This is a genomic window from Pedobacter boryungensis (genome assembly GCF_013204825.1).
GTDB lineage: Bacteria > Bacteroidota > Bacteroidia > Sphingobacteriales > Sphingobacteriaceae > Pedobacter > Pedobacter boryungensis.
In genome coordinates this window covers 83,136-96,700 of record NZ_JABMKV010000002.1, presented here as the reverse complement: position 1 = coordinate 96,700, position 13,565 = coordinate 83,136, and the positions used below count along the sequence as shown (strand labels likewise).

Here is a 13,565-nt window from a genome sequence, read left to right as displayed (position 1 = left end):
TTTGTATGTATAACTAACTTTCTTTTTGCTTTAATCCTTTTCTTTTCCTTAAAAAACTATCTAAGTAAAGTAAACCCAAGGCTACATCAACAAATATGAAAATTTGAATGGTTGTTGCATTAATGTGTTTTGCGATGTCGAAATTTAGAGCTGGCATTTTGAAATCGAAAGTAACATTACTTTTAACGACTGCATATATAAATAAGCCTAAAATAGACAGGAAAAAGAATGCGCCAATGCTATAAATAATTCGATTGTCTATTTTCGTTTTTAAGGCAACAGGCTTTAATTCTAAATTTACCTTTTCCATTACATTACGTGTAAAAGACATAGATGGTTCTTCAAAATCAAGTGTGTTAAGCTCGTTATGCACAGCCAGTAATTCTTTATAAATGCTATGATATTGAATATTGACAGCTATTTTAGTTTCAATTTCAATTTTTTCTTCGGCAGTACAATTACCGTCGATGTAGTTCCAAAGTTGTTCTTCTATCGTGTTCATATCAATTCCTTAACTTCATCCTTTAACAAATACTGTAATTTATCTTTTAGGCGTTGCCTTGCTCTATGCAGTTTTACCTTCACGGTATTTGGCTCCATACTTAAGGCTTCGCCAATTTCTTCTAAACTTTGCTCACCCTTATAAAATAAGGTAATAATTGCGGCATCGTCTGGCAAAAGCAAATCGATTGCCTGGTTTAAATATGCATAGTTCGATTTTTTTTCTACTATGTTGGCATCAAAATCAGTACCACTATTTGCAATTTGTAAAACGTTCTCATCATCATTAATAGATTGGGTATCCAACCTTTTTTTGCGTAAAAAAGTCATTGCAGTAGTATACGTTATTGTATATAGCCAAGTAGAAAATTTAGAAGTTTGTTTAAACGTTCCTAACGCTCTATATGCTTTTACAAAAACATCTTGTGCAACTTCTTCAGCATCTTCTCTGTTTTTAGCGAAACGTAGCGCTAGCGTAAATACAAAGCGCTGATGGCGTTTAACTAACACCGCATAGTCTGCGGTATTGCCATTTAGCACTGCTGTAATTAAATCTAAATCTGTTTCTTTTAGCTGCATAAGATAGAACTAAGACGCCTACGTTTTAAAACAGGTTACACTAATTTAAAAGTAATTATACTTAATACTATTATTTAAACACAACGGATTTCTTTATGCTATTCATTCCCAACTCGATTGGGAATCGTAATACAATAAAGCTTTTATGCGTTGATTGCCGTTTCACGGGAAAGACGAGCAGGTCAACAAGTTAAAACCACAAAATTATTTTTTTCTTTAATGGGGTGTAACCTAATTTTTTTTCTTGTTGTCATAGATTTCAGAACACGGTTCATAAACGAAAAAGAAAGTTTAACATTAAAAAAATAAGATCATGGAAGGAATATTAGTACCCATCACATTTTTCATCTGCACATTTGCAATGATATTCGGAATAAGATATTTTAACAACAAAGAAAAAATGGCAATGATTGAACGCGGAATAGATCCTGGCGTTCGTAAATCTACACCGCAACCATTTTTAAGTTTAAAATTCGGTTTATTATTAGTTGGCCTAGGTGTTGGTCTTTTAGTTGCTTTGTTTACAGTAAGAGGTGTATTTGGTGGCAACATGACTGACGCTGAAGAAGGACAATCTGTAGCGATTTACTTCGGTTGCCTTGGTGTATTTGGCGGAATTGGCTTAATCGTTTCTTATATTATTGAGAAAAGCTGGTTAGATAAACATAGTTAGTCGGAATTTAAAGACAGAAAATAAAAAAGTCCGGAGTTGGAAACAGCTCTGGACTTTTTTATTTTACACTATCGTCATTGCTTCGTGCCTTGCAATGACGGCAAACTTTTAGTTCATATCATTGTCTACCGGACTTCCGGTCTTTCTGACTTTAAATTGATTTCGGCAAAATAGCAACTGTTAATCTGCTCACGCAATTCATTTTTCCTTTATCGTTATACATTTTAATCTCCCAAACTTGAGTTTTTCCACCAATGTGTAATGGTTTACAAATGCCTTTTACAAAGCCAGAACTTACAGGACGAATGTGATTAGCGTTTACTTCTAAACCAACTGCTATGTGTTTCTCTGGATTGATGCACATATATGATGCAATGCTACCTAAAGTTTCGGCTAAAACTACAGATGCCCCGCCATGTAAAATTCCTGCAGGTTGATGTGTTCTTTCATCAACAGGCATGGTTGCACACACATAATCTTCACCCACCTCTGTAAACTCAATTCCCAATAATGCGCCAATATGATTTTTTGGTCTATCATTCAGCATTGCTGGAGTAAACTCCTTAAACCAAATCATAAGTATCTTTCTTTAATCACATTTGTATGATGAATGATATGGCCAGCAAGTATATAAACTAAAGATCGTACACTCATTTGTTTGCCGTTTGCATTTCCTATACGATTAAGTTCATCCTCATTTAGAGAATTAATGAGGTATAAATTAGCTTTTCTTAACAAAATAAATTCTTCGGCAAAACTGAATAAACTGAGATCTGCAAAGTTTGCAGCGGCTACATAATCATCTTCCTCAAAGCCTGGCAATGGCGCTTTTTCGCCTCTAGCAAAACATAATAATCTAAATACTAAAATACGTTCAGTATCAACAATATGCCCAATCAATTCTTTAATCGTCCATTTCCCTGGAGCATAAGCATAATCAGCCTTCTCGACTAAACTATTAATGAACTCAGCAAAATCTGTAGCTTGTTTCGTTAGTATTTCAATCACATCACCTTCAACAAGGCGAATGTATGTGTTACCCCATTCTGGGTACTCCTGTGTTTGTGGTCGGTTCATATGTAATACTACTTTTTAATATAATTCTAAAGGTTGTGCCTTTTCCTAATTCAGAGTCTTTTACAAATATTTGGCCTTTATGGTAATTTTCTACTATTCTCTTGGTTAAGGATAAACCTAAACCCCAACCTCGTTTACGTGTGGTATAACCAGGCTGAAAAACGGTATCGAATTTAGAGCGAGGAATACCTTTTCCAGTATCGCTTACATCTATAAATACTTCTTCTTTGGCTAAATTTTCTATAATGTTAATGGTAATAGTTCCTTCATTTTCTATGGCGTTTGCAGCATTTTTTAATAGATTTTCAATTACCCAATCAAATAATGGAACACTTAATAAAGCTCTTACCTGATTGTCTCCTGTTATGCTAAAGTTGATTTTATCAGAGGTTCTAACTTTAAAATAATCAACAAAATTTTGAATAACTACATAAACAATATGATCCTCAAGTATAGGCTTAGAGCCAACTTTAGAAAAACGATCTGTAATAATTTCTAATCGATGAATATCATTTTCCATTTCTGCAACTAAGGGATCATCTTCTGCATCGAATCTGGATTTTATGAGTTCTACCCAGGCCATAAGCGATGAAATGGGTGTGCCCAATTGGTGTGCAGTTTCTTTTGCCATACCTACCCAAACCTGATCTTGTTCTGCTTTACGAGCCTGACTGAAAGCTACATATGCGGCCAGAACAAATAAAGCTACTACCCCAAGTTGTATATATGGGAAATATCGTAACTGAGTTAAAATGAATGAGTCTTTATAGTATGCGATTAAAGGCTCTCCTTCACTACCAATCATCCTAGCGGGCGGATGCTGTTCTTTCATTTTAGCAAGCTGGCGAACAAAATAAAGAGAATCATAAACTCTTTTCTCATCGTCCTTATACATAGTTTTGGTACTATCTAATCCATCCCATAAAATTGAACTATCGGGTCTAACAATGATAATACCCATTTTGGTGTTTTTCTTAATCAAATCGAAAACACCAGTTAACTGTTCATTATCATACATTTTCATTTGTGCTTCCAAAACTTTAACACGAAGTTGAAACTGAGCTGCCTCTTCTCGTTCCATTTTTTTTACAAAGAAGCCAGAATAGAAAACAGAAGCGCTACCAATAACGATAGCAAAAACAAGTAAAAATATCTTCCAGCGACGCTTTTTTTGGTATGGGTTCATAACGGTGATGGCAAATTACAAAAAAATGTAAAAGGTAAGATGGAAAATGTATGTAACCGACAAACTTAGTCTGCCTAACGTTACCTTTTCCATTTTCCACCTTACATCTTGCATTGAAATCATATCTTTGTGCCGTAATGGAAAAGAAAATTAGAGTAAGATTTGCTCCAAGTCCAACTGGGGGCTTACACTTAGGCGGCGTTCGTACCGCATTATTTAATTATTTATTTGCTAAAAAACACAACGGAACTTTCGTTTTACGTGTAGAAGATACAGATCAAAACCGTTTTGTTGCTGGCGCAGAAGAATACATTGTTGATTGCTTAAATTGGTGTGGATTAACACCAGATGAGAGCCCACAAAAACCAGGTGCTTTTGGGCCATATCGCCAAAGCGAACGTAAAGCTAGTTATAAACAATATGCAGAGCAGTTAATTGCCGATGGTTATGCCTATTATGCATTTGATACACCTGAAGAATTAACGGCTAAGAGAAATGATCAGCCTAACTTTTTGTACGGACAGAAAAGCCGTATGGAAATGCGCAATTCTTTAACATTACCACAAGATGAAGTTGCTAAATTATTGTCAGAAAATACACCTTACGTAGTGCGAATTAAAATTCCTGAAAACGAAAATGTTTCTTTTTCTGATATGATTAGAGGCCTGGTAAGTTTTGATACCAATTTGGTAGATGATAAGGTTTTACTAAAAGCTGATGGTATGCCTACTTATCATTTAGCAGTAGTTGTAGATGATAAAGCAATGGAAATTAGTCATGCTTTTAGAGGAGAAGAATGGTTGCCATCTTCACCAATTCATATTTTACTATGGAAATATTTAGGATGGGAAGATGAAATGCCACAATGGGCGCATTTACCATTGATCTTAAAACCAGATGGAAATGGAAAACTAAGTAAACGTGATGGAGATCGGTTAGGTTTTCCTGTGTACGCTATGAATTGGACAGACCCAAAGACTGGAGATATTACTAAAGGATTTAAAGAATTGGGTTTTATGCCCGAAGCTTTTGTTAATCTTTTAGCAATGTTAGGTTGGAATGATGGAACGGATAAGGAAATTTTCTCATTAGCAGAACTGATAGATTTGTTCTCGATAGAACGTATTAGTAAAGCTGGTGCAAAATTCGATTTTGAAAAAGCCAAATGGTACAATCACGAATGGATAAAAAAATCTTCAGCGAGCAGTTTGCAGCCATCAGTTCAAAGTTTACTAACTCAAAAAAATATTGATATTAAAGACGAGAGTTTATTGTTAAAAGTAATCGACTTGGTTAAAGATCGCTGTAATTTATTGGGTGATTTTGTTGATCAAAGCATTTACTTTTTCTCTTCACCAGCCGAATATGATTTAGCTGCCGTTAAACCAAAATGGAGTCCTGAAAAAGCTGCATTCTTTCAAGAGTTTGGTCAAAATTTAACAGATGATGCTTCTGCTTTACAACAAGAAGAAAAATTTAAATCGTTAGCAGAAACAAAAGGATTTAAACCGGGAGAGTTGATGCTACCTTTCCGAATTATGCTAGTAGGCGGTAAATTTGGCCCTGGCGTTTTTGATATTGCTGCTTTATTAGGTAAGGCTGAAACACAAAGTAGAATAGAGAAAGGCATTGCAGCTTTTAACTAAGAGCTCATTTTCTAAATTGGTATAAGAATTGTCGACCAATTTAAAAATGTAAATCAAAAAGCTATGCAGTGGTTCGGAAAAGGAAGTCAAAATGTTGAAGATGGAAGAAGTGGTGGTGGCGGTCGTGTTGCCTTAGGTGGCGGTGTTGGGATAATTGTGGTTATTGTTGGTTTGTTATTCGGCAAAGATTTAACCGGTTTAGTTGGTCAGATGCCAGCTGTTGAACAAGGAGAGGTTAAGAAAGGCACACCAACAGATGCCCAAGGTAAATTTGTAGCAGGCGTTCTCCAATCTACTGAACAAGTTTGGGAAGAGCAATTTAATGCTCTAGGCGAACAATATGAGCAGCCAGTTTTAAGGTTATTTAGAGATGGCGTACAGTCTGCTTGTGGTAATGCAAGTTCTTCAGTTGGCCCATTTTATTGTCCAGGAGATCATAAAGTTTATATCGATTTATCATTTTACGACGAATTAAAAAACCGTTTTGGTGCTGCTGGTGATTTTGCACAAGCCTATGTAATTGCCCATGAAGTTGGTCACCATGTGCAAAACTTATTGGGAATTTCGGCTAAAATGGAAGAAGCCCGCGGAAGATTGAGTGAGGTTGAATACAATAAATTATCAGTAAAATTAGAACTACAAGCCGATTTTTATGCTGGTTTATGGGCGAACCACGCACAAAATCTTAAAGATTTTAAACTAGATGCAGGGGATATAGAAGAGGCTTTAACTGCTGCTAATGCTATAGGTGATGATAAACTCCAACAGCAAAGTCAAGGAGAAGTAGTTCCAGACGCTTTTACCCATGGTACTTCTGCTCAAAGAATGTATTGGTTTAAAAAAGGATTTGAAACAGGAGATATAAGACAAGGGGATACGTTTAATACCACAAAGTTGTAACTCTTTATTATCTTAAATTTTTCAAACAATTCAGTTTAATTTTTGTTTCATTTCTTTATAGTGATTTAACCCGTAAAAATCATCTATATTTAACGCCAAGTTTTAATATTTTTTGAATGATTCTTATTGTAGATGATACACCAGAAAATCTAATTTCTTTAAAAAAGGTTTTCGAAAAACATGATTTTGAAGTAGATACAGCCTCATCTGGAGAAGAGGCTTTAAAAAAAGTTCTAAAAAACTCTTACGTATTAATCATTCTTGATGTTCAAATGCCTGGCATGGATGGCTTTGAAGTAGCAGAAGCCATTTCTGGATATAGTAAAGCAAAAGAAACTGCCATCATATTTTTATCTGCAGCAAATACTGAATTTAAATTCATAGCAAAAGGTTATTCATCTGGAGGTTTAGATTATATTACTAAACCTGTTGATATGAATATCTTACTCCTTAAAGTAAAAACATTTTACCGCATTTACGAACAAAACAGAAAGCTAAATGAAATGCAGAAATCTTTGCTTGAAGAAATTGAATTTCGTAAAGAAGCCGAGCGGAAAAAAGATGAATTCATCAGCATTGCTAGCCACGAATTGAAAACGCCACTAACAAGCGTTAAAGGATATGTGCAATTGCTAGAAAGAAGTGTAAGCAAAGGAGATAGCGAAACTGTAAAAAAACATTTAAATAAAGCGCAATCGCAGCTAGAGAAGCTCAATAGTTTAATTGCTGATCTGTTAGATATTTCTAAAATTGAAAGCGGAAAACTTAAGTTTAATAAACAAAATTTTCCTATTGATATTCTTTTAGATAATGTAATTGAAGTGATGACACAGTCTAATCCTGAATTTAAAATACATAAAAAAGGATTGGCCAATTGTGAAATCTATGGTGATGAGATGCGTATTGAACAGGTGATTGTTAATTTTTTAACAAATGCAATAAAATATTCACCTGGAACTAGTGAAATCCTGCTTACCATTAATGTATCAAATGATGAACTTTATGTAGCTGTAAAAGATTATGGAATTGGTATGTCGCCCGAACAATTAGATCATGTGTTCGATAAATTTTATCGTGTAGAAGAAACTTCTCAACGTTTTCAAGGCTTGGGAATTGGCTTATATATTTCTGCAGAAATTATTAAAAGACATGGTGGACAAATTGGTGTAAACAGTATATATGGTGAAGGTTCGGAATTTTACTTCACTATGCCAATTAATTTAAAAACGGAATTTAATGCTTAAAAAATACTTCTAAATGAAATTATCTCTAAAAACTAACCTCCGTTTAGGGCTTGGTTTATCATTAATCATATTGATCATAAGCTCATTAGCATCTTATGTAAGTATTAGAAATTTAATTAAAACTTCAGATTTGGTTAGTCATAGTAACCAAGTAATGGAGGGTTTAGAAAATGTAATTTCTACCTTAAAAGATGCAGAAACTGGGCAGAGAGGATATTTGTTAACAGGCAAAAAAGTTTTCTTAGAACCGTATGTTGGTGCTAAAGAGAAAGTGAACATGCTATATAACAAGATAAATGCAGAAACTCAAGACAATCCTTTTCAGCAACGAAAATTAGATGAAATAAAAGAAATATTAGATAAAAGGTTAGGGATTATTGAAAAAACCATTGTGATAAAGGAAAACAATGGAGCTGTGTCGGAATCTAACTTATTTGACGGGAAAGTGTACATGGATAAGTTGAGGTTGATTATAAAAGACATGCAAAATGAAGAGAGAAGGTTGTTAGCCAATCGTACAACTGAAATGAATACCTTGTCTGGCTACACACCCCTGCTAATTATCTTAGCGGCGGTTCTTTCTCTACTCATCACTATTTTCTTTTATAGAAAAGTTGCTTCTGATTTTGACCACCGTATAAAATTGCAGCAAAAATTGCAAATGATAAATGAAGAAACTGAGAAAAGAATACAGGTAATTCAAGATATTGCTAAGCAAATTTCAAACGGAGATTATAAGATTAGATTAGATGAAGTTGCAAAAGATGGATTAGGTAGCTTGGTTGGTTCATTAAATGCAATGGCAGAATCATTGCAATATTCATTTGGCTTGTTGGAAGATAAAGAATGGTTACAATCTGGGATAGCCAAGCTAAACGATCAAATGGTGGGTGAAAAAGATCTGAATACATTGGCAAATGATATGTTAATCCACATTGTGGAACATTCAAAAAGTCATGTTGCAGCCCTTTATATTTTAGAAGAAGATAAAAATTTATATTTAACCGGTGGATATGCTTTATCAGCAAAGGACAAAAGCAGAAAAATAGCAATTGGTGAAGGCCTAATTGGGCAATGTTTAAAATCGGAGAAGCTTATTTTATTAGATAAAATTCCAGATGAAGAAATAACAATAAGCTATGCGACTGGGCAAACAAAACCAAAAAATATAGTTGCATTTCCAGTACATAGAGATGGAGTTATGATTGGTGTGATTGAATTGGCGACACTAAACGATTACACTCCTAGAAAAATAGATTTCTTTAATGCTATTGCTGGAAATATAGGTATCGCTATTCACGTAGCTCAGAACAGAAAAAAACTTCAAGAATTTTTGGAAGAAACCCAAGCCCAAGCGGAAGAATTACAGGCGCAACATAGCGAACTTGAAGGATTGAATGCTGAGCTTGAAGCTCAAACACAAAAAATTCAAGCTTCTGAGGAGGAACTTCGCGTACAACAAGAGGAACTTTTACAGAGTAATCAGGAATTAGAAGAAAGAACAAGTTTGCTTGAAGAAAAAAATCAGCTTATTCAAGAAAGGAATATTGATATTCAGCAGAAGGCAGAACAATTAGAGCAAAGTACTCGCTACAAATCTGAGTTTTTAGCAAATATGTCGCATGAATTAAGAACTCCGCTAAATTCAATTTTATTATTGTCTAAATTAATGGCAGATAATGAAGAATTGGATAAAGAATACACAGAATATGCTTCTGTAATTCAAAGTTCTGGTCAGGGTTTGCTTAATCTAATTGATGAGATTTTAGATCTTTCCAAAATAGAAGCTGGTAAAATGAGCTTGGAAATAGAAGAAATTAAATTAGAAGAAGTAACAACAGATATGCATTCTTTATTTAATCCAATTGCTAAAGAAAGGCGATTAGAATTCGAAGTTGTAATAAATAAGGATGTACCCGCACATATGAGTACAGATAAAATGAGATTAGAACAAATCTTAAAAAATCTGTTATCTAATGCTTTTAAATTCACTTCAGAGGGGAAAGTAAGCCTACAAGTATTAGCTGATCCTAGCCGTAAAGCTCTAATTTTTAAAGTTAAAGATTCGGGAATTGGAATTGCTCAAAACAAAGTACACATGGTATTTGAAGCCTTCCAACAAGCAGATGGATCTACTAGACGTAAGTTTGGAGGGACAGGCTTAGGATTATCTATTAGTAGGGAATTAGCCAAACTACTGGGTGGAGATATTCAATTAGAAAGTGAAGAAAATGTTGGAAGTGAGTTTTCATTGATTGTTCCAATGCAGTATAAAAATGGCGTTTTAGGAGAGCAATTAATTAATTTTGAAACCCAATATTCATCTACCTATACGGAACCAATTCCTGAAGAGAGATTTACAGTTGAGCATATTCCTGGTGATGTTGAAGATGATAGAGCTAGCATCGGACCATCTGACAAAGTGATTTTGATTATTGAAGATGATACAATTTTTGCTAAAACCTTACTTGATTTTACGCGAAAAAGAAATTATAAAGGTATAGTTGCAGTGCGTGGAGACGTAGGCTTAGAATTGGCAAATGAATATAATCCTTTAGCTATTTTACTGGATATTCAACTACCAGTAAAAGATGGATGGCAAGTAATGGAAGAACTAAAGGCCAATCCTAATACACGACCTATTCCAGTTCATATTATGTCATCGCTTTCTGTAAAAAAAGAAAGCTTACTAAAAGGAGCAGTAGATTTTATCGATAAACCTGTGGCTTTAGAGCAAATGAAACAGATTTTCGAAAAATTAGAAGATGCCTTAAGCAGATATCCTAAAAAAGTATTAATTGTTGAAGAAAATGAGCAACACGCCAAAGCATTAAGTTACTTTTTAGGTACTTCTAATATTCAAAATGTTGTTTCGAAGAATGTGAAGGAAAGCATTGAAGCACTTCGGAAAAAAGAAATAGAATGTGTCATTTTAGATATGGGTGTTCCTGATAAAAATGCTTATGAAACTTTAGAAACAATTAAGAAAAGTGAAGGATTAGAAAACCTCCCGATTATAATTTTTACAGGCAAAAATTTATCAAAAGGAGAAGAAAGTCGTATTAAGCAATATGCAGATTCTATTGTTTTAAAAACTGCTCATTCCTATCAACGTATTTTAGATGAAGCAGGATTATTTTTGCATTTGGTAGAGGAAAAAGGTAAGCAGACTACTCCTTTGAGATCTAATTTAGGTGGGTTAAATGAAGTATTAAAAGATAAAGTAGTATTAATTGCAGATGATGATGTTCGTAATATTTTCTCCTTAACAAAAGCCTTAGAGCAGCATAAAATGAAGGTTTTAGCTGCTGTAGATGGTAAAGAAGCCTTAAAAGTGTTAAATGAAAATCCTAAAGTTGATGTGGTTTTAATGGACATGATGATGCCTGAATTAGATGGCTATCAAACTACAAAAGAAATAAGGACAATGCCTGCTTACAAACAATTACCCATTTTAGCTGTTACTGCAAAGGCAATGATGGGAGATAGAGAAAAATGCATAGCTGCTGGAGCATCAGATTATATCTCTAAACCTGTTGATATTGATCAATTAGTTTCTTTATTAAGGGTTTGGTTATATGATAAAGTTTAAAGATTGTTTTAAGAATTTATGGAAGTTAAGACAAAAAAAATATTAATAATAGACGACGACAGTAGGAATATATTTGCACTAAAAGCAGTTTTGAAAGCTAAAAAATTTACTTGTTTATCTGCAAGTAGTGCTCAACAAGGTTTTGATATCCTAGCAAGCGACAAAGATATAGCAGTTGTTTTAATGGATATGATGATGCCAGATATGGATGGATATCAAGCTATGTCTGAAATGAAAAAACACCCAGAAATGAAATCGGTACCTGTAATTGCAGTGACCGCACAAGCCATGGTTGGTGATAAAGAACGTTGCATAAATGCTGGTGCAGTAGGTTATATCTCTAAACCAGTTAATGTTGACGAATTGGTTCTTCAACTAAAAAATTATATATAGTGCCAAACTCATCCTCTATAAATGACGAACAAGTAGAAACATTAATTACAGATGTTTTAGAGCAATATGGATATGATTTTACTGGTTATTCAAGAGCGTCCTTTAAACGAAGACTACTGCGATTATTTAGCTTAGATAAACAGGTTAGTTTTGCAGAATTTCGTTATAAAATAGCAAACGATAGTACTTATTTTAAACGCTTTGTAGAACAAATTACAGTGAATGTTACAGAGATGTTTCGAGATCCTGTATTTTACAAAGCATTAAGAGAAAAGGTCTTTCCAAATTTGGGTACTTATCCATTTATTAGAATTTGGCTGGCGGGATGCTCAACTGGCGAAGAAGCGTACTCAATGGCCATATTGCTAAAAGAATTAAACTTGCTGAATAAATCTCTTATTTATGCTACAGATATAAATCCTACTGTATTAGAAAAAGCAGCACAAGGCATGTTCCCGCTTAGTCAAATGAAGCAATATTCAGAAAATTATATTGGATCTGGTGGAACAAAAGATTTTTCGTCATATTATAGTGCAAATTATTCTTTAGCTAAATTTGATAATGAACTTAAAGCTAAAATGATTTTCTCTACACATAATTTAGTTTCAGATCATTCTTTTAACGAGTTCCAATTAATATTATGCCGTAATGTGCTAATTTATTTTGATAGAGATTTACAGTTTAAAGTGTTACAACTTTTTGATAATAGCTTAGAAAAGTTAGGCTATTTAGCATTAGGAACAAAAGAAACAACCGATTTTTCACCAATTAGTAAACGCTATAAAAGGTTAGAAACTGAAAAAATTTGGAGGAAATTAAGCGATGAAAAACTGTAATGCTTTGGTTATTGGCGGCTCTGCCGGAAGTTTAGAGGTACTGATTAAGGTATTACCAAAAATCGATATTAACATTCCTTTTCCAATTATTATTGTAGTGCACCGTAAACAAGGTACAGATTCATTATTATCAGAGCTTTTATCTACTAAAACAGCATTAATAGTTAAAGAAATAGAAGAAAAAGAAAGCGTTTTACCAGGAACTATTTATATTGTGCCTTCAGATTATCATTTATTGATAGAAAAGAATTTAACTTTTTCTTTAGATTACTCAGAGAAGGTAAATTATTCAAGACCATCAATTGATGTAACTTTTCAATCTGCTGCAGAAGTATATGGAGATAAATTGGTATGTTTATTACTTTCTGGCTCGAATTCTGATGGTGTAAATGGTTTAATTACAGTTAAGAATTATGGTGGAGAAACAGCAGTACAAGATCCGCTTACTGCGCAAGTAAATTACATGCCAGCACAAGCAATTTTAAAGGCCAATATAGATAAGGTTTTAAAAATAGATGAAATGTCAGACTATATAAATTCATTAAGCTAAAGAAGTATGAATAAAAAGGTGTTTATTTTTGATGATAATGAAGATATTTTAGAATTGTGCACTTTAATTTTGGAAGATGCTGGTTATGAAATTAAAACTTCTGCAACATCAAATCACATTGTAGATCAGGTATCGGCGTATATGCCCGATTTGATTTTTATGGACAATTGGTTGCCAGATGTTGGTGGAATCGAAGCAACTCAAGAATTAAAAAGCCACGAAGAGTTGAAGCATATTCCGGTAATATATTTTTCAGCAAATAATGATGTAAGTATGTTAGCACAAAAAGCAGGTGCTGATAGTTTTTTGCCTAAGCCTTTTGATATTCAGGAGCTTGAAGAAATTGTAAACACTTACATTGGAAAATAAAATGCCTTACATAGTTTAA

Annotated in this window: 14 protein-coding genes; 9 read left to right on the top strand and 5 right to left on the bottom strand. The window is 33.7% G+C overall.

Translation table 11 applies throughout. The features are described 5' to 3' along the window. Positions 1–13: 13 nt before the first annotated feature. Entirely contained in the window at positions 14–502 is a 489-nt protein-coding gene (locus HQN85_RS06820) for a hypothetical protein (protein WP_173270515.1), read from the bottom strand. After that, complete coding sequence (locus tag HQN85_RS06815) at positions 499–1,080, bottom strand: RNA polymerase sigma factor (RefSeq protein WP_173270512.1); 582 nt, start codon at positions 1,078–1,080, stop codon at positions 499–501. The genes HQN85_RS06820 and HQN85_RS06815 overlap by 4 nt, the downstream gene beginning before the upstream one ends. A gap of 313 nt (positions 1,081–1,393) precedes the next feature. On the opposite strand from HQN85_RS06815, the gene HQN85_RS06810 reads away from it, so the two are divergent. Further along, positions 1,394–1,753 carry a DUF6249 domain-containing protein gene (locus HQN85_RS06810; protein WP_173270509.1) on the top strand — a complete coding sequence of 120 codons (360 nt, stop codon included), beginning with the start codon at positions 1,394–1,396 and terminating at the stop codon, positions 1,751–1,753. Between the two features lie 151 nt (positions 1,754–1,904). Here HQN85_RS06810 and HQN85_RS06805 read toward each other — a convergent pair whose 3' ends face one another. The 3 genes from HQN85_RS06805 to HQN85_RS06795 are packed head-to-tail and all read right to left on the bottom strand — an operon-like array spanning position 1,905 to position 4,016. Further along, on the bottom strand, positions 1,905–2,330 hold the full coding sequence (locus HQN85_RS06805) for a hotdog fold thioesterase (RefSeq protein ID WP_173270506.1): 426 nt from the start codon (positions 2,328–2,330) through the stop codon (positions 1,905–1,907). Beyond that, the gene (locus HQN85_RS06800) at positions 2,327–2,830 is read right to left on the bottom strand and encodes a DinB family protein (protein WP_173270503.1); all 504 of its coding nucleotides are present in this window, start codon (positions 2,828–2,830) and stop codon (positions 2,327–2,329) included. Before HQN85_RS06800 ends, HQN85_RS06805 begins: the two co-directional genes overlap by 4 nt. After that, on the bottom strand, positions 2,790–4,016 hold the full coding sequence (locus HQN85_RS06795) for a sensor histidine kinase (RefSeq protein ID WP_173270500.1): 1,227 nt from the start codon (positions 4,014–4,016) through the stop codon (positions 2,790–2,792). Before HQN85_RS06795 ends, HQN85_RS06800 begins: the two co-directional genes overlap by 41 nt. Before the next feature lie 137 nt (positions 4,017–4,153). Here HQN85_RS06795 and gltX point away from each other — a divergent pair, with 137 nt between their 5' ends. From gltX to HQN85_RS06755, 8 genes are all read left to right on the top strand, one after another. After that, positions 4,154–5,662, top strand: a complete 1,509-nt coding sequence (gltX, locus tag HQN85_RS06790; RefSeq protein ID WP_173270497.1) for a glutamate--tRNA ligase — start codon at positions 4,154–4,156, stop codon at positions 5,660–5,662. A gap of 63 nt (positions 5,663–5,725) precedes the next feature. Next, on the top strand, positions 5,726–6,562 hold the full coding sequence (gene ypfJ / locus HQN85_RS06785) for a KPN_02809 family neutral zinc metallopeptidase (protein ID WP_173270494.1): 837 nt from the start codon (positions 5,726–5,728) through the stop codon (positions 6,560–6,562). A gap of 116 nt (positions 6,563–6,678) precedes the next feature. Further along, entirely contained in the window at positions 6,679–7,806 is a 1,128-nt protein-coding gene (locus HQN85_RS06780; RefSeq protein ID WP_173270491.1) for an ATP-binding response regulator, read from the top strand. 13 nt (positions 7,807–7,819) lie between these two features. Continuing rightward, positions 7,820–11,398 carry a response regulator gene (locus HQN85_RS06775; RefSeq protein ID WP_173270488.1) on the top strand — a complete coding sequence of 1,193 codons (3,579 nt, stop codon included), beginning with the start codon at positions 7,820–7,822 and terminating at the stop codon, positions 11,396–11,398. 18 nt (positions 11,399–11,416) lie between these two features. After that, the gene (locus tag HQN85_RS06770) at positions 11,417–11,791 is read left to right on the top strand and encodes a response regulator (RefSeq protein ID WP_173270486.1); all 375 of its coding nucleotides are present in this window, start codon (positions 11,417–11,419) and stop codon (positions 11,789–11,791) included. Beyond that, entirely contained in the window at positions 11,791–12,627 is an 837-nt protein-coding gene (locus tag HQN85_RS06765; RefSeq protein ID WP_173270483.1) for a CheR family methyltransferase, read from the top strand. Before HQN85_RS06770 ends, HQN85_RS06765 begins: the two co-directional genes overlap by 1 nt. Continuing rightward, the gene (locus HQN85_RS06760; RefSeq protein ID WP_173270480.1) at positions 12,614–13,177 is read left to right on the top strand and encodes a chemotaxis protein CheB; all 564 of its coding nucleotides are present in this window, start codon (positions 12,614–12,616) and stop codon (positions 13,175–13,177) included. The genes HQN85_RS06765 and HQN85_RS06760 overlap by 14 nt, the downstream gene beginning before the upstream one ends. Positions 13,178–13,183: 6 nt before the next feature. Next, a complete protein-coding gene (locus HQN85_RS06755) occupies positions 13,184–13,546 on the top strand; it encodes a response regulator (protein WP_173270477.1) in 363 nt (120 codons plus the stop codon). Positions 13,547–13,565: the final 19 nt, after the last annotated feature.

Excerpts from the sequence above, each read along its gene's own strand:
- ypfJ (WP_173270494.1), top strand. The coding sequence starts at position 5,726 with ATGCAGTGGTTCGGAAAAGGAAGTCAAAATGTTGAAGATGGAAGAAGT.
- HQN85_RS06800 (WP_173270503.1), bottom strand. The coding sequence starts at position 2,830 with ATGAACCGACCACAAACACAGGAGTACCCAGAATGGGGTAACACATAC.
- HQN85_RS06780 (WP_173270491.1), top strand. The coding sequence starts at position 6,679 with ATGATTCTTATTGTAGATGATACACCAGAAAATCTAATTTCTTTAAAA.
- HQN85_RS06820 (WP_173270515.1), bottom strand. The coding sequence starts at position 502 with ATGAACACGATAGAAGAACAACTTTGGAACTACATCGACGGTAATTGT.
- HQN85_RS06795 (WP_173270500.1), bottom strand. The coding sequence starts at position 4,016 with ATGAACCCATACCAAAAAAAGCGTCGCTGGAAGATATTTTTACTTGTT.
- HQN85_RS06815 (WP_173270512.1), bottom strand. The coding sequence starts at position 1,080 with ATGCAGCTAAAAGAAACAGATTTAGATTTAATTACAGCAGTGCTAAAT.
- gltX (WP_173270497.1), top strand. The coding sequence starts at position 4,154 with ATGGAAAAGAAAATTAGAGTAAGATTTGCTCCAAGTCCAACTGGGGGC.
- HQN85_RS06770 (WP_173270486.1), top strand. The coding sequence starts at position 11,417 with ATGGAAGTTAAGACAAAAAAAATATTAATAATAGACGACGACAGTAGG.
- HQN85_RS06775 (WP_173270488.1), top strand. The coding sequence starts at position 7,820 with ATGAAATTATCTCTAAAAACTAACCTCCGTTTAGGGCTTGGTTTATCA.
- HQN85_RS06810 (WP_173270509.1), top strand. The coding sequence starts at position 1,394 with ATGGAAGGAATATTAGTACCCATCACATTTTTCATCTGCACATTTGCA.
- HQN85_RS06760 (WP_173270480.1), top strand. The coding sequence starts at position 12,614 with ATGAAAAACTGTAATGCTTTGGTTATTGGCGGCTCTGCCGGAAGTTTA.
- HQN85_RS06755 (WP_173270477.1), top strand. The coding sequence starts at position 13,184 with ATGAATAAAAAGGTGTTTATTTTTGATGATAATGAAGATATTTTAGAA.
- HQN85_RS06805 (WP_173270506.1), bottom strand. The coding sequence starts at position 2,330 with ATGATTTGGTTTAAGGAGTTTACTCCAGCAATGCTGAATGATAGACCA.